This window comes from Diaphorobacter ruginosibacter (assembly GCF_040396215.1).
In the GTDB taxonomy this organism is placed as follows: domain Bacteria; phylum Pseudomonadota; class Gammaproteobacteria; order Burkholderiales; family Burkholderiaceae_C; genus Diaphorobacter_A; species Diaphorobacter_A ruginosibacter_A.
Genome location: NZ_JBEBOW010000006.1, coordinates 37,516 through 56,483 on the forward strand (window position 1 = coordinate 37,516; position 18,968 = coordinate 56,483).

Annotated in this window: 16 protein-coding genes; 13 read left to right on the top strand and 3 right to left on the bottom strand. The window is 62.5% G+C overall.

Annotated elements, in window-relative coordinates:
- Nucleotides 1–107 precede the first annotated feature (107 nt).
- From ABWP92_RS02025 to msrQ, 4 genes are all read left to right on the top strand, one after another.
- Nucleotides 108–2,258: a cytochrome c biogenesis protein ResB gene (locus tag ABWP92_RS02025; RefSeq protein ID WP_353233670.1), complete on the top strand. Its 2,151-nt coding sequence runs from the start codon at nucleotides 108–110 to the stop codon at nucleotides 2,256–2,258.
- On the top strand, nucleotides 2,255–3,592 hold the full coding sequence (gene ccsB, locus ABWP92_RS02030) for a c-type cytochrome biogenesis protein CcsB (RefSeq protein WP_353233671.1): 1,338 nt from the start codon (nucleotides 2,255–2,257) through the stop codon (nucleotides 3,590–3,592). The genes ABWP92_RS02025 and ccsB overlap by 4 nt, the downstream gene beginning before the upstream one ends.
- An 81-nt stretch (nucleotides 3,593–3,673) precedes the next feature.
- On the top strand, nucleotides 3,674–4,693 hold the full coding sequence (gene msrP / locus ABWP92_RS02035; protein ID WP_353233672.1) for a protein-methionine-sulfoxide reductase catalytic subunit MsrP: 1,020 nt from the start codon (nucleotides 3,674–3,676) through the stop codon (nucleotides 4,691–4,693).
- Between the two features lie 108 nt (nucleotides 4,694–4,801).
- A complete protein-coding gene (gene msrQ / locus ABWP92_RS02040; protein ID WP_353233673.1) occupies nucleotides 4,802–5,443 on the top strand; it encodes a protein-methionine-sulfoxide reductase heme-binding subunit MsrQ in 642 nt (213 codons plus the stop codon).
- 43 nt (nucleotides 5,444–5,486) lie between these two features.
- Here the strand turns inward: msrQ and ABWP92_RS02045 are convergent, their stop codons facing one another.
- Nucleotides 5,487–6,302: an oxygen-binding di-iron domain-containing protein gene (locus tag ABWP92_RS02045; protein WP_353233674.1), complete on the bottom strand. Its 816-nt coding sequence runs from the start codon at nucleotides 6,300–6,302 to the stop codon at nucleotides 5,487–5,489.
- Nucleotides 6,303–6,452: 150 nt separating this feature from the next.
- On the bottom strand, nucleotides 6,453–6,683 hold the full coding sequence (lptM, locus tag ABWP92_RS02050) for an LPS translocon maturation chaperone LptM (RefSeq protein WP_353233675.1): 231 nt from the start codon (nucleotides 6,681–6,683) through the stop codon (nucleotides 6,453–6,455).
- A 12-nt stretch (nucleotides 6,684–6,695) separates the two neighbouring features.
- Here lptM and cyaY point away from each other — a divergent pair, with 12 nt between their 5' ends.
- Entirely contained in the window at nucleotides 6,696–7,025 is a 330-nt protein-coding gene (gene cyaY, locus ABWP92_RS02055) for an iron donor protein CyaY (protein WP_353233676.1), read from the top strand.
- A gap of 29 nt (nucleotides 7,026–7,054) precedes the next feature.
- Here cyaY and ABWP92_RS02060 read toward each other — a convergent pair whose 3' ends face one another.
- Nucleotides 7,055–9,439, bottom strand: a complete 2,385-nt coding sequence (locus tag ABWP92_RS02060; RefSeq protein ID WP_353233677.1) for a penicillin-binding protein 1A — start codon at nucleotides 9,437–9,439, stop codon at nucleotides 7,055–7,057.
- Nucleotides 9,440–9,681: 242 nt separating this feature from the next.
- On the opposite strand from ABWP92_RS02060, the gene ABWP92_RS02065 reads away from it, so the two are divergent.
- The 8 genes from ABWP92_RS02065 (at nucleotide 9,682) to ABWP92_RS02100 (ending at nucleotide 18,905) form a co-directional block, all read left to right on the top strand.
- Nucleotides 9,682–10,761, top strand: a complete 1,080-nt coding sequence (locus ABWP92_RS02065; protein WP_353233678.1) for a pilus assembly protein PilM — start codon at nucleotides 9,682–9,684, stop codon at nucleotides 10,759–10,761.
- Nucleotides 10,758–11,411, top strand: a complete 654-nt coding sequence (locus ABWP92_RS02070; RefSeq protein WP_353233679.1) for a PilN domain-containing protein — start codon at nucleotides 10,758–10,760, stop codon at nucleotides 11,409–11,411. Before ABWP92_RS02065 ends, ABWP92_RS02070 begins: the two co-directional genes overlap by 4 nt.
- Entirely contained in the window at nucleotides 11,404–12,090 is a 687-nt protein-coding gene (locus tag ABWP92_RS02075; protein WP_353233680.1) for a type IV pilus inner membrane component PilO, read from the top strand. Before ABWP92_RS02070 ends, ABWP92_RS02075 begins: the two co-directional genes overlap by 8 nt.
- Nucleotides 12,087–12,641, top strand: a complete 555-nt coding sequence (locus ABWP92_RS02080; protein ID WP_353233681.1) for a pilus assembly protein PilP — start codon at nucleotides 12,087–12,089, stop codon at nucleotides 12,639–12,641. Before ABWP92_RS02075 ends, ABWP92_RS02080 begins: the two co-directional genes overlap by 4 nt.
- Nucleotides 12,638–14,791: a type IV pilus secretin PilQ gene (locus ABWP92_RS02085; RefSeq protein WP_353233682.1), complete on the top strand. Its 2,154-nt coding sequence runs from the start codon at nucleotides 12,638–12,640 to the stop codon at nucleotides 14,789–14,791. Before ABWP92_RS02080 ends, ABWP92_RS02085 begins: the two co-directional genes overlap by 4 nt.
- Nucleotides 14,792–14,808: 17 nt before the next feature.
- Complete coding sequence (locus ABWP92_RS02090; RefSeq protein WP_353233683.1) at nucleotides 14,809–16,356, top strand: Ig domain-containing protein; 1,548 nt, start codon at nucleotides 14,809–14,811, stop codon at nucleotides 16,354–16,356.
- A gap of 194 nt (nucleotides 16,357–16,550) precedes the next feature.
- Nucleotides 16,551–17,648 (top strand): 3-dehydroquinate synthase, encoded by a 1,098-nt coding sequence (aroB, locus tag ABWP92_RS02095; RefSeq protein WP_353233684.1) that lies wholly within the window; start codon nucleotides 16,551–16,553, stop codon nucleotides 17,646–17,648.
- Nucleotides 17,649–17,726: 78 nt separating this feature from the next.
- Nucleotides 17,727–18,905 (top strand): deoxyguanosinetriphosphate triphosphohydrolase, encoded by a 1,179-nt coding sequence (locus ABWP92_RS02100; protein ID WP_353233685.1) that lies wholly within the window; start codon nucleotides 17,727–17,729, stop codon nucleotides 18,903–18,905.
- Nucleotides 18,906–18,968: the final 63 nt, after the last annotated feature.

The window sequence follows — 18,968 nt, forward strand, 5'->3', positions numbered from 1 at the left end:
CCGTGGGAGATATTGACGGAACCATCCGCCAATAATCACACCCAAATACGGGCGGGCACATCTTGTGGAGATGGCCCGCCCTTTGTTCTTCATCAGCTCCCTATTCCATGTCCGACGCCGCTCCTGAAATCCCCGCGTCACGAGGCTCCCCGAGAGGCCGCTCGCTGACAGAACTGCTGGCGTCGATGCGATTCGCCATTTCACTGCTGACGGTGATCTGCATCGCCTCGGTGATCGGCACCGTGCTCAAGCAGCATGAGCCGGCGGTCAATTACGTGAACCAGTTCGGCCCGTTCTGGGCGGACCTGTTCCTGGCGCTCAAGCTCAACGCCGTCTATAGCGCCTGGTGGTTCCTGCTGATCCTGGCGTTCCTGGTGGTCAGCACCTCCCTGTGCATTGCCCGGCATGCGCCCAAGTATCTCGCCGACATCCGCTCCTATAAGGAAAACATCCGCGAGAAAAGCCTGCGCTCCTTCCATCACAAGGCGAGCGCGCAGCTCGCCGGATCGCCGCAGGACGAGGCCCAGCGCCTGGGGAAGATGCTGGTCTCCGGCGGCTGGAAGGTCAGGCTGCAGCAGCGCGACACGGCGGCGGGGCCTGGCACGGGATGGATGCTGGCCGCCAAGGCGGGCGCTGCCAACAAGCTGGGCTACATCGCTGCGCACAGCGCGATCGTGCTGATTTGCCTGGGCGGGCTGTTCGATGGCGATCTGATCGTGCGCGCCCAGATGCTGCTGGGCGGCAAGACACCCTACACAGGCGGCGGCCTGATCTCCGACGTGCCGCAAAGGCATCGCCTGTCCGAGCGCAACCCGACGTTTCGAGGCAACCTGCTGGTGGCCGAGGGAACGCAGTCGAGCACCGCGATCCTGAGCCAGTCCGACGGAGTCCTCCTGCAGGAGCTGCCGTTCGCCATCGAGCTCAAGAAATTCATCGTGGACTACTACTCCACCGGTATGCCCAAGCTGTTCGCCAGCGAGATCGTCATCCATGACAAGCAGACCGGAGAGAAGAAGGAAACGCGCGTGGAGGTGAATCATCCCGCGAGCTACAAGGGCGTGGAGATCTACCAGTCGAGCTTCGACGACGGCGGCTCCAAGGTGCAGTTGCAGGCGCGTTCGTTCCATACCGGGATCAAGCCGTTCATGGTCGAGGGTGAAATCGGCGGTTCGCTGAAATTGCCGGCCGAGGACATCGGCGGCTCGCCGGCGACGCTCGAGTTCGCCGCGCTGCGCGTGTTGAATGTGGAAAACCTCAGCGGCGGCGAGGGCTCGGAGGTGGACGTGCGCAAGGTCGACCTCAGGCATTCGATCGAATCGCGGCTGGGCGCGGGCAACAAGAGCACCACCAAACGCGACCTGCGCAATGTGGGGCCGAGCATCATCTACAAGTTGCGGGATGCCTCCGGCCAGGCGCGGGAATTCGTCAACTACATGCTGCCGGTGGACACCGGCGACGGCCTGCCGGTCTATCTGCTGGGTGTTCGCCAGACGCCGGCCGAGCCGTTCCGCTACCTGCGCATTCCCGTGGATACCGAAGGAAGCATGGACGGCTTCCTGCGTCTGCGCGCGGCGCTGGACGATCCGGCCGTTCGCGAGGCGGCGGTGAAGCGCTATACCAGGATGGCGCTGGATGACAAGCGGCCGGAGCTGGCGGCCCAATTGCAGCAGTCGGCCCTGCGCGCGCTGACGCTCTTTGCGGAGGGCAGCACCCGGGAAGGGCAAAAGCTGGTGGGCCTGCAGGCGATATCGGATTTCATCGAAGCCAACGTGCCCGAGGCGGAGCGCAATCGCGCGGGGGAAGTGCTGGTGCGCATTCTCAACGGCGTGCTGTTCGAGCTGGCGCAGATCTCGCGCGAGAACGCCGGTCTGGCCGCGATGCCGCCCGATGCCGCGACGCAGGCCTTCATGACTCAGTCGGTCCTGTCGCTCAGCGACGTGCAGCTGTATCCTGCGCCGGTATTCTTCGAATTGAAGAATTTCGAGCAGGTGCAGGCCAGCGTGTTCCAGGTGGCGCGCGCTCCCGGCAAGAATATCGTGTATCTGGGCTGCCTGTTCCTGATCATCGGTGTGTTCGCCATGCTCTATGTGCGCGAGCGCCGTATCTGGATCTGGTTCACGCCAGCCGGGAACCAGGGATCGGATGCCCTGATGGCCTTGTCCACGAATCGTAAAACGATGGATGGAGACAGGGAATTCGAGAAACTGAGCGGAAAATTGTTGGGAACGACAAACAGCTCCGGAGGTAATGCAGCATGAATACCGCGACTACGGCCACCACCGTCACTCTCGACGAAGGATATTTCTCGCGCCGCAACTGGTTTGACTGGGTGTTCGCGTTGCTCGTGCTCGCCGGCGGGGTGATGGCGCTTCAGCGCTATGGCCACGCGATGGATGTGTACGAGAAAGGCATCCTGATCGGAGCAGTGCCATGCGCCATCTGGCTGGGCTGGTTCTGGCGTCCACTGGCCTCTTTGATGCTGGTGGTCGCGGTCGTCGCGCTGGGCGCCATCGGCCTCTACCAGAATGACGGAACGGGTGACCTGGCGCGGGCTGACCATGTCTTCCTGCTCAAGTATTTCATCTCCAGCCAGTCCGCCATTCTCTGGATGAGCATGCTGTTTTTCATCAGCACGGTGTTCTACTGGATCGGCATGTTCATCAGGGGCGAGAGCGAGACCATGATGAAGCTCGGCTCGCGCGTGGCATGGGTAGCCGTCGCGATGGCGCTGATCGGCACCATGGTCCGCTGGTACGAGAGCTACCAGATCGGCCCCGATATCGGGCATATCCCAGTCAGCAACCTGTATGAAGTGTTCGTCATGTTTTGCTGGATGACGGCCTTGTTCTACCTTTATTTCGAAGGCCAGTACAAGACGCGCGCGTTGGGCGGTTTCGTGATGCTGGTGGTGAGCGCGGCAGTGGGCTTTCTGCTCTGGTACACGGTGGTGCGCGACGCGCAGCAGATCCAGCCGCTGGTGCCGGCCCTCAAGAGCTGGTGGATGAAACTGCATGTGCCGGCCAACTTCATCGGGTACGGCACGTTCGCGCTGTCGGCCATGGTGGCATTTGCCTACCTCATCAAGCAGCAGGCCGGCGAGACCCGCTGGTACAGGCTCGCGCCGCTGTGGCTGCTGGGCGTGGCGCTGTGCTTCGAGCCGCTCGCCTTCCGCCAGACGCAGCAGACGGGCAGTTCCTACTGGATGATCTATTTCGGCATTTCCGCATTGATCGTCGCGTCCATCCTGCTGGCGCGCAAGACCATCGCGGAGCGTTTGCCGGCGCTCGAGGTGCTGGACGACGTGATGTACAAGGCGATTGCCGTCGGTTTTGCGTTCTTCACCATCGCCACCGTGCTGGGCGCGCTGTGGGCGGCCGAAGCCTGGGGCGGTTACTGGAGCTGGGACCCGAAGGAGACCTGGGCGCTGATCGTCTGGCTGAACTATGCAGCCTGGCTGCACATGCGCCTGATGAAAGGCCTGCGCGGCACGATGTCCGCCTGGTGGGCCCTGGCGGGCCTGGCCGTGACCACGTTCGCTTTCCTGGGCGTGAACATGTTCCTGAGCGGGTTGCACAGCTACGGTGAACTTTGAGCCGGGCGGCTGACTCCATGGAGTATTCCACGTCTTTTCGCGTGGGATGAATGCACAGATCGATGCATGGAGGCAAATGTCATGTTGATTCAGCTCCGGGACAATGGTTGCAGCGGCCTAGGCCCATCGGACATCACGCCGCGCGAGGTATATGAACAGCGCCGCCGTTTCATGCAGGCCATGGTGGCGGGCGGCGCGGCGGCTTCCGGCGTATTGAGCCTGCTGCCGGCGGATACGCTTGCTGCCTCTTCCTCGGATGTTCAGGGCCACGGGCCATCGGGCAGGCTGGCTGTCTTGCCCGCCGTGCGTTCGCAGGTGCCTGGCGCCGCGACGATGGAAAAGCCCACGGCCTACAAGGACGCCACCACATACAACAATTTCTACGAGTTCGGCACCGACAAGGCCGATCCCGCGCGCAACGCCGGCACGCTCCGCACCAGGCCGTGGAAGGTGGAAGTGGCGGGACTGGTTGGCAAGCCCAGGACATTCGACATCGAAGAACTGCTCAGGCTCAGCGCGCAGGAGGAACGTATCTACCGGCTGCGCTGCGTGGAGGGCTGGTCCATGGTGATTCCCTGGATTGGCTATTCGCTCTCGGAGCTGATCAGGCGCGTGGAGCCAGCGCCATCGGCGAAGTACGTGGAATTCGTCACCCTGGCGGACAAGGTCACCATGCCTTTCGTGGGCTCGCGCGTGCTGGACTGGCCCTACACCGAGGGGTTGCGCCTGGACGAGGCCATGCATCCGCTCACGCTGCTGACGTTCGGCATGTACGGCGAGGTGCTTCCCAAGCAGAACGGAGCGCCGGTACGGATCGTCGTGCCCTGGAAGTATGGTTTCAAGAGCGCCAAAAGCATCGTGAAGATCGTGCTCACCGACAAGGAGCCCGGCACGGCCTGGAACAAGGCCGCGAAGAACGAGTACGGTTTTTACTCCAACGTGAACCCGGATGTGGACCATCCGCGCTGGAGCCAGGCCACGGAGCGGCGGATCGGCGAGGACGGGCTCTTCGCGAGAAAGCGCAAGACCCTGATGTTCAACGGCTACGAAGCGCAGGTGGGCCAGCTCTATGCGGGAATGGACCTCAAGAAGTATTACTGAGGCTGAGCCGCCGCCGCAGCCGGCCAGCGCGTCGATCGCGGCGGAGCCTCGCGGGCGTCGGCGTTGGGGCGCTACCGGCTGATGCGCAAACCGATGCGGAAATCCCCGATGCCTCTCGCCGCGGGCCGCCATGGGCTGGATCTGCTGCTTCGCCACGCGGCCGCCAAGCCGCTGGTGTTCGCGCTGTGCCTGTTGCCCGTCGCATGGCTGCTCTACGCGGCCTTCAATGATTTGCTGGGCGCCAATCCAGCCGAAGCGCTGGTGCGCTCAACCGGTGACTGGACTCTTCGCATGCTGTGCGTGGTGCTGGCCGTCACGCCATTGCGCCAATGGCTTGCCGTGCCGCAGCTTGCGAGGTTTCGGCGCATGCTGGGGCTTTTCGTCTATTTCTATGCGAGCCTGCACCTGTTCTCGTATGCCTGGTTCGACATGGGTTTCGAGTGGCCCGAGCTGCTGCGCGACATTGCCAAGCGGCCCTTCATCCTGGTGGGTTTCATGGCGTTCGCATTGCTCACGGCGCTGGCGGCGACTTCTCCGAAATCGGCAGTGCGGCGCATGGGCGGCCGGCGCTGGCAGATGCTGCACCGGTCGATCTACGCCATCGCCGCGCTTGCGTTGCTGCATTTCTTCTGGATGCGAGCGGGCAAGCACAACTTTGCCGAGGTCATCGTGTACGCGCTGATCATCGCGGCGCTGCTGCTGGCGCGCCTGCTCTGGCGGTTCAGGAGCTCCACGCCGAAAACCGCCTGATCCGGCCTCCTGCCGGCGGGACAGGTGAGGCGATGTGCCTGGTTCAGGCGATGTATTGCCGCGCGATCGGGTCGATCCTGCCGCTGGGCAACTGGTAGTTGCGCTCGTCGAACAGGTCGATGCCGCAGGACAGCCCGTCAAGCCAGTTGTAGAAATCCTGGATGGCCTGCTGGCCCATGATCGGTGCGCCGTGCTGCGGAACGATCATGGCGACGTCGAGCTGGCGCGCCATGCGGGTCCAAAGCCGCAGGATCTTGTTGGACACCATGTAGCGCTTGTGGAAGCCCTCCATGCGCGCGATGTGCGGCAGCAGATCCGTGACGGGGCTGCGCGCTTCGGTGCCCGACATCATGGATACGCCCAGGTCGCCGCTGAACAGGATTTTGCTGATGGGGTCGTAGAAATGGAAATTGCCTTCCGCATGCATGAAGTGAGCGGGAAGGATGTGCAGCTGGGATTGTCCAAGCGGCAGATGGGCGCCCTGATCGGGTACGCCGATCACGCGGTTCTCGGTCTTGCCGACCTTGGTGAAGTGGGGCGCGAAACGCTCCCAGATGCGGGAGATGACCAGTTGCGCCCTGGTGCTGGTCATCCACCGGTCCAGTGAGGCGATGATGTCCGGATCGGCGTGGGATGCGATGAGGTAGGAGAGCTTGTTGGGCGCGAAGTACTTCGTCATGCCCATGAACAGCTCATTGAAGGCGAGATTCCCGCCTGGATCGATGATCGCTCCGGTGTCTCCGTCCACGATCAGGAACTGGTTCGCCTGGACGGCGGCCCCGTCTTCTTCGATGAGGTCCGAGAACATCAGGCAGATATGGCGCTTGTCTCGATAAAGTTCTACGGGTTCCAGTGACATGAAGGCGGCCTTGAGTCGAAAGCCGGAATCTATGCCGAATGCAACAGAATTATATTGATGTTAATCAATATAACTTTTGACTGATGAAGATGCGTCTGCAATATTGCCGACGAATGTGCATGGAATGTCAACTTTTGAGCGCAGATGCCATTATTTGTCTGCCGACGCAGGGACTGCGGGAGAGGGCGCGGCGGGCGCGGGTGCCTGGGTGTCGGGTGATGAGTCCCGGGTGGGGTTCAGCGTTTCGGGCAGCGTCGCGCGGTGGGTGGCGGCTGGTTCGGTGGGCAGGTACAGTGGCCCGCGCTGCCCGCAGGCTGTGGCGACCACCGCAATCCCGCCAAGGACAATCGTCCTGACTAGAATTTGGCAAGATTTCAACATATTCGAATTGTAATGACTGACCTTGAATTCATGGATCGCGCGGAAAAAGTCCTCCTGGCCATCGAGGAGCGCTGCGACGATATCAACGAAAACACGGACGCCGATCTGGACAGCCAGCGTTCCGGCGGGCTGGTGACCATCACTTTCCGCAACCGCAGTCAGATCGTCGTCAATCTGCAGAAGCCGCTGCATGAGATCTGGATGGCCGCGCAAAGCGGGGGCTATCACTACAAGTTCGACGGCCAGGTGTGGCGCGACACCAAGGGCGGCGGCGAATTCTTCGAGGAACTGAGCCGCGATGCCAGCGCGCAGGCGGGGCAGGCGCTGGTTTTCAAGGGCTGAAAACCGGACGCTGCGTGCCGCTCTGAGCATCAGTTCCTGAAGAGGTCCAGGATCTTGCTGCGTTCTTCCGCGGGCGGGGGCGCTGTAGGCGCGACGCCGGACGCCGCGCCGCCAGCATCCAGGCCGATGCTGGTCACGCCGCCGCTGCGGGCGTATTCCTCGTACATCCAGTCGCCGCTCACATTCACCAAGCCGGGCGGCACCGTGGGTTCGGAGACCGGCACGCCCTTGAGCGCGCGCTCCATGTAGGTGATCCAGACCGGCAGGCTCAGGCCGCCGCCCGTTTCGCGGCTGCCCAGATTGCGCGGCGTGTCGTAGCCGATCCACGCGACCGCCACGTTGGTGGGCTGAAAGCCGGCGAACCAGGCGTCGAATGCATCGTTGGTCGTACCTGTCTTGCCGTAGATGTCGGGGCGCTTGAGCGTGGCCTGCGCGCGGGCGGCGGTGCCGGAGCGGGCGACTTCCTGAAGCAGGCTGTCCATGATGTACGCGTTGCGTGCGTCGATGGCGCGTTCGGAGTCGGCGAGCGACGGCGGCTGCACCTCGGAGATCACGTGGCCGCGGTGGTCGGTGACGCGGGCGATGAGGTAGGGGTTGACACGATAGCCGCCATTGGCGAAGACGGAGTAGCCGGTCATCATCTGCATCGGGGTTACCGAGCCCGCGCCCAGCGCCATGGTCAGATAGGGGGGCTGCTTGTCGGCGTCGAAGCCAAAGCGGGTGACCCAGCTCTGCGCGAACTTGGGCCCGACGGCCTGCAGGATGCGGATGGACACCAGGTTCTTGGAGCGGGCCAGGCCGGCGCGCATGGTCATCGGTCCGTCATAGCGTCCGTCGTAGTTCTTGGGCTCCCAGGGCTGTCCGCCGGTCACGCCCGCGCTGAAGAAGAGCGGGGCATCGTTGATGACGGTGGCCGGAGAGAAGCCTTTTTCCAGTGCGGCCGAATAGACGAAGGGCTTGAAGCTCGAGCCCGGCTGCCGCCATGCCTGGGTGACGTGGTTGAATTTGTTCTTGTCGAAGTCGAAGCCGCCGACCAGCGCCTTGATGGCTCCGGTGCGCGGATCGGACGCCACGAAGGCCCCTTCCACCTCGGGCAATTGCGTGATTTCCCACGATTGCTTGGGGGTCTGCACGATACGCACGATGGCGCCGCGCCGCAGCTTGATGTTGGGCGGCGCCTTGTCGCTGAGGCCGGACTGGACCGGCTTGAGGCCGTCGCCGGTGATGGTGATGGGCTCGCCGTTGGCGCGCGCCACGATCACTTTCCTGGGGGACGCCTCCAGCACCACGGCGGCCAGTACGTTGCCGTTGTCCGGGTGGTTGGCCAGCGCGTCGTCGATCGCGTCCTCGGCCTCGCCCGCTTCCGTTGGCAGCTCGACGAAGCGTTCCGGCCCGCGGTAGTGCTGGCGGCGCTCATAGTCCATGATGCCTTTGCGCAGCGCCAGGTAGGCAGCTTCCTGGTCGCCCGCATTGAGCGTGGTGTAGACGTTCAGGCCGCGCGTGTAGGCCTCGTTGCCGTATTGCGCGAAGATGATCTGGCGCACCATCTCGGCCACGTATTCCGCGTGGACGCGGGTGTCATCGTTTCCGGAACGCAGCTTCAGGTCTTCGCTCTTGGCCTGCGCCGCCTGCTCGGCCGTGATGAAGCCGTTTTCCTGCATGCGCTCGATGATGTAGAGCTGGCGCACACGCGCGCGCTTGGGGTTGCTGATCGGGTTGTACGCGGACGGGGCCTTGGGCAGCCCTGCGAGCATGGCGGCTTCCGCGATGGTGATGGATTTGAGCGGCTTGCCGAAATAGGTTTCGGCCGCGGCGGAAAACCCGTAGGCGCGATTTCCCAGATAGATCTGGTTCATGTAGATCTCGAGGATCTGATTCTTGGTCAGCAGGTGCTCGAGCTTGAATGTCAGCAGGATCTCGTAGATCTTCCGGGTGAAGGTTTTCTCCGAGGAAAGATAGACATTGCGCGCGACCTGCATGGTGATGGTCGATGCGCCCTGGCTCTTGACCTTGCCGAGGTTGGCAAGGGCGGCACGCGCCATGCCCTTGTAGTCCACGCCGCTGTGCTCGAAGAATCTGGAGTCCTCGATGGCCAGGACGGCGTTCTTCATGACATCCGGGATTTCATTGATGGGTGTCAGATTCCGGCGTTCTTCCCCGAATTCACCCAGCAATGCACCCTCCTGGGAATAAACCCTTAACGGAAGTTTTGGGCGATAGTCAGCCAGTTGGGAGATGTCCGGCAAGTTGGGATAGGCCATGGCCAACCCAATTGCCAGCACGATCGCTCCCGCCAACGCACCGGCTGCGGCAATCCCCACGATCCACGCGACGATGCGCAGGATCCATGAAAGCGCTGAGCGGTGGGGCTTGGGAGTATTTTTGGCGGGCGAAGGAGTTTCGGTTCGAGACATAGGCATCCACAGGATAGCCCGACATTATAAAAACTGCCATTTTGAGCAGCGTTACATCGTGTGCTGGAGAAAATTCCGGTGATGTTTATCCGGTTTGTGTCAGAGGTAACCGTCTGCTTTTGACAACGGGTAGATCACTATCACTGTCTAAAACTCTTTGCCAGCCAATTCCTTGCTGATAGCATTCCTATGAGATGTTAAGTTTTGTTGCGATATATGGGTAGGTTCTATGGGAGGCGGTCTTGATAGCAATGGGGTCTATTTTTGGTCGGCAGTCTGCCCCTTTGCTTGGGATAGACATTAGCTCGTCCAGTGTCAAGCTCGTGGAGTTGGGTCGTGACAAAGGGGGGAAGCTGGTTCTGGAGCGCTGCGCCATCGAGCAGATCGAGCGCGGCTGGATTACAGACGGAAACATTGAGAAATTCGACGAGGTGGCCGAGGCCATTCGCCGTCTCGTCAAGAAAAGCGGCACCAAGACCAAGCATGTCGCCCTGGCGCTGCCATCCTCGGCGGTCATCACCAAGCGGATCACTCTGCCTGGCGGCTTGAGCGAGCAGGAGATGGAGGTCCAGGTCGAGTCCGAGGCCAACCAGTACATTCCGTTTTCGCTCGATGAGGTGAGCCTGGACTTCTGCGTGATCGGGCCGAACAAATCCACGCCCGAGGACGTCGATGTGCTGATCGCCGCATCGCGCAAGGAAAAAGTCCAGGACCGCCAGGGGCTGGCGGAGGCCGCTGGCCTGAAGGCGGTGGTCGTGGACATCGAATCCAATGCTTCCCGCATGGCTGCGAGCCGGCTCGTCGAATCGTTGCCCAACAAGGGCAGGGACGCCGTCGTGGCGCTGTTCGAAATCGGCGCGATGACCACGAGCATGCAGGTGCTCCGCAACGACGAGGTGCTGTACGACCGTGACCAGGCATTCGGCGGCGCGCAGCTCACCCAGCTCATCGTCCGCCAGTATGGTTTCTCCCAGGAGGAGGCGGAATCCAAGAAGCGCAGCGGCGACCTGCCCGATGACTATCTGCCGGCGGTTCAGCGTCCTTTCGTGGACAGCCTGGCGCAGGAGGTCTCGCGCGCGCTGCAGTTCTTTTTCTCCAGCACGCCCTACAACCGCGTCGATCACATCATGCTTGCCGGCGGTTCCGCCCCGCTGGCGGGCCTGACGGAGGCAGTGACCAGAAGCACCGGCTTCGCGTGTTCCACCGTCAATCCTTTCGACGGCATGGAAATCGCCGGCTCGGTGCGCCTGAAGAAAATGGTGCGAGAGGCGCCGACCTATCTGACTTCATGCGGATTGGCGATGCGGAGGTTTCTGCAGTGATATTGATCAATCTGCTTCCCCATCGGGAAGCTGCGAAGAAGCGCCGGAAAGAAGCGTTTCAGGTCACCATGGTGTTGGCCGCCCTGCTTGGCGCGGCCATTGCAGGGAGTGTCTATTGGTGGTTCCAGAACCAGATCGAGGGCCAGCAGGCCCGCAACGCGTTCCTGCAGCGCGAGATCAAGGTGCTGGACGACCAGATCAAGGAAATCGCAACCATCGAAAGCGAGATCACGGCCTTGCGCGCGCGCCAGAAGGCCGTGGAAGACTTGCAGGCCGACCGCAATCTGCCCGTGTATCTGTTGACGGAGCTGGTGGCGCAGATGCCCGACGGCGTCTACATCACCAGCGTCAAGCAGACCAATCAACTGGTCGAGATGCAGGGCATGGCGCAGTCCAACGAGCGCGTCTCCGAGCTGCTGCGCAATCTCTCGAGCAATACCCCGTGGTTCACCAAGCCGGAGCTTCTGGAAATCGTGGCTGCGAACGCGACCATCGCGCCCAAGGATGTGCGCCGGGTCGCCTCGTTCAAGATCCGCTTTCGCCTGATGCGCGCATCAGACCTCAAGAAAGAGGCGGAGGACGCTGAGAAGGCGAGCAAGGCGGCCAAGGTGGAAAAGGCCAAGCAGCCGAAGGGGAAAGCGAATGGCTAGTAAACGCACCCCGAAGCTGGATTTCTCGCAGGTCCAGGACAAGCTGCAACGGCAGTTTTCCAATCTCGACCCCAAGGACCCGTCACTGTGGCCCATCCTGCCCAAGATTCTCTTGTGCCTGGTGATTGCCGCCGCAGTGGTGGGCATCGGCTGGTACATGTGGTTGCAGGATGCCGAGGACCAACTCCAGGCGGAGCAGGCCAGGGAACTGACGCTGCGCGATGACTACACCAAGAAGCTGACCAAGGCGATCAGCCTTGAGCAGTTGAAGAAGCAGCGCGAGCAGGTCCAGCAGTACGTGACGCAGCTCGAGAAGCAATTGCCGAGCAAGGCGGAGATGTCCGCGCTGCTGTCGGACATCAATCAGGCGGGATTGGGCCGCAGCCTGCAGTTCGAGACGTTCCGGCCGGGGCAGGTCGTGCTGAAGGACTATTACGCGGAGCTGCCCATCACCGTGCGCGTGACCGGCAAGTATCCGGACATGGGCGCGTTCGCCGCGGACATCGCCAACCTCTCGCGCATCGTGACGCTCAACAACCTGGCGATCAACCCGGTGAGCAAGGACGGCAGCGGGGTGCTGGCCATGGATGCGATCGCCAAGACGTTCCGCTATCTTGACCAGGATGAGATAGCCGAACAGAAGAAGGCCGCCGACGCTGCAAGGAAGAAGAAAAGATGAAGCAGCAAGCATCGTTGATATGGCTGGCATTGTGCGCGGCGCTGTTGTCCGGCTGCGCTTCGGATGACGAAAACGAGCTGCGCGGATGGATGGCGCAGCAGCGCACGACCATCAAGCCCAAGGTCACTCCGATCGAAGAGCCCAAGCAATTCGTGCCGGCCGACTATGCGGCCGACAGCACCGAGGACCCTTTTGCGTCGCTGCGCCTGACGCAGGCGCTCAAGCGCGACTCGAACAACGCCTCGGCCAATTCCGCGCTCATCACGCCGGAGCTGGCCAGGCGCAAGGAGCCGCTGGAGGCCTATCCGCTGGATGCCATCCGGATGGTGGGCAGCATGAACAAGAGCGGCGTGCCGATTGCGCTGGTCAAGGTCGACAAGCTGCTGTACCAGGTGCGCGTCGGCAATCACCTCGGTCCGAACTACGGCCTGGTGACCAGGATTTCCGAAACCAACGTTCATTTGAGAGAAATTGTCCAGGACCCGACCGGAGACTGGATTGAACGGCCGGCAACGCTCGATCTGCAGGAAGGCCCAGAGGGAAAGAAATGATCCGCAAGAAAAATAATCTCCGAGAGAAACTTTGGACCGCAGGCATTGCATTGTTTGCCTTGATGGGATCAACGCTTGCGCAGGCGGGCGGTGTCATCCGGTCCGTCTCCGGGTTCACGCAAAGCGGCTCGGAAGTCGTCCGCATCGATCTCTCCGAGCCGTTGGCGGAGATTCCGGCGGGATTTGTCGTCCAGACTCCCGCGCGAATCGCCCTGGATTTCGCGGGCGTCTCCAACGGCACGGGCAAGAACCTCATCGAGATCAACCAAGGCAATGTCAAGTCGGCCAATATCGCCCAGGGCGCGGAGCGCTCGCGGCTGGTGATCAACCTGAAGAAGGCGACGACTTATTCAACCGAGATCCAGGGCAACAGCCTGCTGGTGACCCTGGGGGCGGTGGGCGGCAACGCCTCGGTGCCCGCGCCGGTCGTCACCAAGTTTGCTGAAGACCAGAATCGTGACAACCTGCCGCTCAAGGACATCGACTTCCGCCGCGGGAGCGATGGCGCGGGGCGCGTCGTCGTGGGTCTGAGCAACAACCAGGTCGGCGTGGACATCAAGCAGCAGAACAAGTCGCTGATCGTCGAATTCATGCGCTCGTCGCTGCCCGAAGGCCTGCGCCGCCGGCTCGACGTGTCCGACTTCGGCACGCCGGTCCAGCTGATCAGCAGCAGCCAGGATGGCGAGCGCGTGCGGATGGTGATCGACTCCGTGGGCGACTGGACCCACAGCGCCTACCAAAGCGACAACCAGTTCGTGGTGGAGGTGCGCCAGAAGAAGGTGGATCTCAACAAGCTCTCGCAAGGCCCGGGCTACACGGGTGAGAAGCTGTCGCTGAATTTCCAGAACATCGAAGTGCGTTCGCTGCTCCAGGTGATTGCCGATTTCACCAACTTCAATATTGTGACGTCGGACACTGTCACCGGCGCGCTCACCCTGCGCCTGAAGGACGTTCCATGGGATCAGGCGCTGCAGATCATCATGGATGCCAAGGGCCTGGGCATGCGCAAGTCGGGTACCGTGCTCTGGATCGCCCCCAAGGATGAAATCGACGAGCGCACCAAGAGGGATTTCGAGGCCGCGCTGGCGATCCAGAAGCTGGAGCCGCTGAGGACGCAATCGTTCCAGCTGAACTATGCCAAGGCAGCGGACATGCTGACCCAGCTCACCAAGAACACCAGCGGCGGCTCCAGCGGCGGAGGGACGAACACCCGTTTCCTGACCTCGCGCGGCCATGCCATCGCGGAGCCTCGCACCAATCAGTTGTTCGTGACGGATACGCCCAGCAAGCTGGAGGAAGTCAGGCAGTTGCTGCTGAGCCTGGATGTGCCGGTCCGCCAGGTGCTCATCGAAGCGCGCATCGTCGAAGCGCGGGATACTTTCGGCCGATCCCTGGGCGTGCGCCTGGGCGGCGGCGACCTGCGCGCGGCCAATGGCGGCGACGGCGGCTACGGCATCGGCGGCGGGAACCGTCTGGCGCTGGGTTCGACCATGAACAATGCGAACGCCGCAGCCGGATTGACGGGATCGAGCTATGACTCCTCGAACTCCAGCAATTTCGTGAACCTGCCGGCCTCGCTGTCGAACGTCCAGGGCGTGGGCAGCTTCGCGCTCTCCATTTTCAACTCGGCCGCCAACCGCTTCCTGACGCTTGAGCTGTCGGCCATGGAGGCGGATGGCCAGGGCAAGATCGTCTCGAGCCCGCGCCTGATCACGGCGGACCAGACCAAGGCGCTGATCGAGCAAGGCACCGAGTATCCCTATACCGTGACGGCGCCCAATGGCGCGACGACCATTTCGTTCAAGAAAGCCGTCCTGAAGCTGGAGGTCACGCCTCAGATCACTCCCGAGGGAAACATCATTCTCGATCTGGATGTCAACAAGGACAGCCGCGGCGAGACCACGACCCAGGGTGTGGCCATCGACACGAAGCACGTGACGACGCAGGTGCTGGTTGAAAACGGCGGCACGGTGGTCATCGGCGGTATTTTCACCATGGAAGAAACGAGCCAGGAAAACAAGATCCCGTTCTTGGGCGACGTGCCGGTATTGGGCAATCTGTTCAAGAACCGTACACGTGAATCGACCAAGAACGAAGTGCTTGTGTTCATTACTCCCAAGGTGATCTCTGACCGCGGGCCAGTCCGTTAATTTGTAAGGTAGGAAAGATGAAGAAAATCTTGAAATTGTCGTCGCTGCTGGTCGCAGCGGCGTTGGCCGCGTGTGGCGGTGGTGGTGGCAGCGGGGGGACTTCTGCGCAGCAGTACAGCATTACGCTGCGAGCCGACAAGACCCAGTTGCCGATCAATATCGACCCCGCCAACAATGTCGCGGGCATCGGTGCCTATGCGCCCTATACCACCACGTTGTATGTGAACGCGGAAACCGGCGGCCAGCCTATTCCGGGCGGGGATGACATCTTCGGCTGCAACATGGTTGCGGGTCTGGATTCCGGCGCCCTCTATTACCTGGACGGCGAAACCGAAGGCGCGTTCCGCAGCATCACGCTGGGTTCGAACACCGGCGGAAATTCATTCCATTTCCATGCATCGAACACGGCCGGAACGGCACGCATCGAATGCTCGGTGACCGATCCGCGCGACCAGAAGATTTACAAGGCAAGCGTCGACATCACCGTCGGAGCCGCGACAGGCAAGCCGGCCTGGGTGATCGGGCAGGCGCAGGCGGGCACGAATCTGGGTACGAGCACCAATCTGGTGAACCTGCCCAACAGTGTTGCCGTGCAGGCGACGATCTATGACGACGCCAACCAGGCGATCCCCAACCCGACAGCGGCCAACCTGCAAGTCAGCGTGCTGCCCCTGAGCAGCTCCAGCACTGACGCCAGCATCGGCGCACAAGTGGTTTCCGGCTCGCAGAAGGGCAGCTCCGTGCAGGTGCAAAGCGTGGGCGGCACGGCGCAGTTCTCGCTGCAAAGCGGCCGCTATGAAGGCCCGATCCTGCTGCAGCTCGTGGCCGACCGTTCGGACAACAATGTCGCCAACGGCATCCAGGAGGCAATCACTTCGTATGTTGTCGTGAGCGCCTATGCGAATCTGGTTTCGTCCGATCCGCTTGCGCTGGTGACGGACAGCCCCGCGGCGGCCGTCAACGGAATGCCCTACAGCTACGTGCTGGAGGCTTCGGGCGGCAATGCGCCGTACACATGGGCAATCACCGGCCTGCCGACGGGACTGAAGCTCAACAGCAGCACGGGCCTGATTTCCGGCACGCCTGCGGTGAAGACGCCGGGCAGCTTCCAGGTGGTCATCAAGGTGACGGACAGCGCTGGCGCGTCGGTTCAGAAGAACACGACTTTCACGGTCAGCGGCGATGCCGTGGTGGATGCCCTGAACATCAATCTCAGCGGCTGCTCCGGCGACATCAACAATGTCTGCCTGATCCCCAATGCGACCATGGGCTCGATGTACCAGTACGCGTTCTCCGCTACCGGTGGCGACAGTTCGGTCCCGGTCGTCTGGACCTTCTCCGGACTGCCTGCATGGCTGTCGGGCAGCTCGAGCGGAAGCTATGGCTTTGTCAGCGGAACTCCGACGAGCACCACCACGGTTGATGCGGACAGCGGCACGGAAACCACCACGGGCGCCGCCTGCGGAGCCGTCGGCTTCCTGGTGACCGCGACGAGCGGCAGTGTCACTGCGACCAAGCGCGTCTCCTTTACGCTGAGCGCTGGATCCACCCAGAAGTGCCCATGAGGCAACGGCTGCGTACTGATTGAACGGCTGGTATTCCAGCCGGGCCAGCCAGCTGAAAAGCCCCGGAAATTTTCCGGGGCTTTTTTTACTTGGCAACGCTCCTGCGGCGCTTCCGTTCGATGCGGGTGGATGGCGATGTGCCATACACTCCCATCATGGAAGCAAGTCCACCCATCCCAGAAGCCTCTCATCCCATGGTCCCCGTTTCCGTCGAGATTCCGTTGCAGGAGCGCAGCTATTTCATCGATATTGGCAGCCAGCTCCTGGATGCCCTGGGCGCTCACCCCGCCTTGCCAAAAGGCACATCGGCATTGATCGTCAGCAATGAGACTGTGGCGCCGCTGTATGCGGACCGGTTATTGGCGGCGCTGAAGCACAAGTACGGCATCGTCCACATCGTGGTTCTCCCCGACGGCGAGGAGCACAAGAATTGGCAGACGCTGCAGAAGATCTTTGACGTGCTGCTCGAGAACGGGGCCGATCGCAAGACCGTGCTGTTTGCCCTGGGCGGGGGCGTGATCGGCGACATGACCGGTTTTGCCGCCGCGAGCTATATGCGCGGCGTGCCGTTCGTGCAGGTGCCCACGACCCTGCTCGCGCAGGTGGACTCTTCCGTCGGCGGCAAGACGGCGATCAACCATCCGCTGGGCAAGAACATGATCGGCGCCTTCTACCAGCCGCAACTGGTGGTGTGCGATCTGGACACACTGGATACCTTGCCGCAGCGCGAGCTTGCCGCGGGCATCGGGGAAATCATCAAGTACGGCCCGATCTACGACATGGAGTTCTTCTCCTGGCTCGAGACGAACATGGACGCGCTGCTCAGGCGAGATCGCGCGGCGCTGGCCCACGCGGTCAAGCGCAGCTGCGAGATCAAGGCCTGGGTGGTGGGGCAGGACGAGCGCGAGGCCGGCCTGCGCGCGATCCTCAATTTCGGCCACACCTTCGGCCATGCGATCGAAGCGGGCATGGGCTACGGCACCTGGCTGCATGGCGAGGGCGTGGCTGCCGGCATGGTGATGGCGGGCGAGTTGTCCAGGCGGCTCGGCATGGTGGATGCCGCCTTCGTCGAACGCCTGCGCGCGCTGATCGTGCGAGCTGGCCTGCCGGTGCGCGGCCCGCGCATTGACGAGGCGGACAATGCCGGCCGCTATCTGCAGCTCATGCGCGTCGACAAAAAGTCCGAGGCCGGCGAGATCCGTTTCGTGCTGATCGACGGGCCCGGCAAGGCGGTCGTGAAGCCGGCGCCGGACGCCCTGGTGCGCGAGGTGATCGACGCCTGCTGCGCCTGAGGCCGCGAAGCGCGCGGGCTCAGGCCATCAAGCTGGCATTGAATGGATTCCAACGGCATCGAGAAGGAGCCAAGAGCGTTGCATCAACCCCATGTGTTTCTCGCTGCCCATGCCTGTCACCCGGCCCAGAGCAGGGGACGGCGGCATACGCAGGCTCCCGCGCCCACGCGATCGGAGTTTCAGCGCGATCGAGACCGGATCGTCCACTCCACCGCATTCCGCCGGCTTGTCTATAAAACGCAGGTCTTTCTGAATCATGAGGGCGACCTGTTCCGCACGCGCCTCACACACTCGCTGGAGGTGGCGCAACTGGGCCGTTCGATCGCCCGGTCGCTTCAACTGAACGAAGACCTGGTCGAAGCCGTCTGCCTTGCGCACGACCTGGGGCATACGCCTTTCGGGCATGCGGGGCAGGATGCGCTCAACGAGTGCATGAGGGATTACGGCGGTTTCGAGCACAACCTGCAGAGCCTGCGGGTGGTGGACACGCTGGAGGAGCGCTATCCGGATTACGACGGATTGAATCTCACCTTTGAAACGCGCGAGGGCATTCTCAAGCATTGCTCGCGCCGCAATGCGCAGTTGATGGAGCGGCGCGAGCCCGGCGATGTCGGTGAGCGCTTCCTGCGCGGCTGGCAGCCGAGCCTGGAGGCGCAGCTGTGCAATCTGGCCGACGAGATCGCCTACAACGCGCATGACATCGATGATGGCGTGCGCTCGGGCCTCATAGGCATGGAGCAGCTGTGCGACGTGCCCTTGTTCGAGCGCTACCGGCAGCAGGCGCTCAAGGAATTTCCGCATCTGCGCCCGCAACAGGAACAGCGGCGGCTGCTCAATGAAACCATACGCCGCATGCTCAGCGACCAGGTCTATGACGTGATCGCGGCCACCTCGCAGGCCATTGCCGAGCATGCGCCGCGCAGCGTGGAGGACGTGCGCAGGTCCCCGGCCATGGTGGCCTTTTCTTGCGGGATGAGCGCGCAGTCGCTCGAGCTCAAGCAGTTTCTCTTTCGCGAGCTGTACCGGCATGAGCGGGTCATGCATACCATGGCGCTTGCCCAGCAGGTGGTGCGCGAGTTGTTCCGGCTGTATTTCGAGGCTCCTGGCGAGATGCCGCCCGCCCAGGCCGCGCTGGCGATGGCTGGCGACGAGATGAAGCGCGCGCGCGTGGTGTCGGACTTCATCGCCGGCATGACCGACCGTTATGCCGCGCGGGAGCACGAACGCTTGACGGGCCGGCGCCTGCTCGGCGATTGACGGCTCGCGGGCCGCGGCATGGTCGAGAGACCACGGATGGCGGCGCGAAAAGGGCGCGGGCCT

What these genes read in the sequence shown, in the direction of transcription:
- ABWP92_RS02075 (WP_353233680.1), top strand. Translation starts at nt 11,404, where the DNA reads ATGGCTAGTAAACGCACCCCGAAGCTGGATTTCTCGCAGGTCCAGGAC.
- ABWP92_RS02045 (WP_353233674.1), bottom strand. Translation starts at nt 6,302, where the DNA reads ATGTCACTGGAACCCGTAGAACTTTATCGAGACAAGCGCCATATCTGC.
- msrP (WP_353233672.1), top strand. Translation starts at nt 3,674, where the DNA reads ATGTTGATTCAGCTCCGGGACAATGGTTGCAGCGGCCTAGGCCCATCG.
- aroB (WP_353233684.1), top strand. Translation starts at nt 16,551, where the DNA reads ATGGTCCCCGTTTCCGTCGAGATTCCGTTGCAGGAGCGCAGCTATTTC.
- ABWP92_RS02090 (WP_353233683.1), top strand. Translation starts at nt 14,809, where the DNA reads ATGAAGAAAATCTTGAAATTGTCGTCGCTGCTGGTCGCAGCGGCGTTG.
- ABWP92_RS02080 (WP_353233681.1), top strand. Translation starts at nt 12,087, where the DNA reads ATGAAGCAGCAAGCATCGTTGATATGGCTGGCATTGTGCGCGGCGCTG.
- cyaY (WP_353233676.1), top strand. Translation starts at nt 6,696, where the DNA reads ATGACTGACCTTGAATTCATGGATCGCGCGGAAAAAGTCCTCCTGGCC.
- msrQ (WP_353233673.1), top strand. Translation starts at nt 4,802, where the DNA reads ATGCCTCTCGCCGCGGGCCGCCATGGGCTGGATCTGCTGCTTCGCCAC.
- ccsB (WP_353233671.1), top strand. Translation starts at nt 2,255, where the DNA reads ATGAATACCGCGACTACGGCCACCACCGTCACTCTCGACGAAGGATAT.
- ABWP92_RS02025 (WP_353233670.1), top strand. Translation starts at nt 108, where the DNA reads ATGTCCGACGCCGCTCCTGAAATCCCCGCGTCACGAGGCTCCCCGAGA.
- lptM (WP_353233675.1), bottom strand. Translation starts at nt 6,683, where the DNA reads ATGTTGAAATCTTGCCAAATTCTAGTCAGGACGATTGTCCTTGGCGGG.
- ABWP92_RS02060 (WP_353233677.1), bottom strand. Translation starts at nt 9,439, where the DNA reads ATGTCTCGAACCGAAACTCCTTCGCCCGCCAAAAATACTCCCAAGCCC.
- ABWP92_RS02085 (WP_353233682.1), top strand. Translation starts at nt 12,638, where the DNA reads ATGATCCGCAAGAAAAATAATCTCCGAGAGAAACTTTGGACCGCAGGC.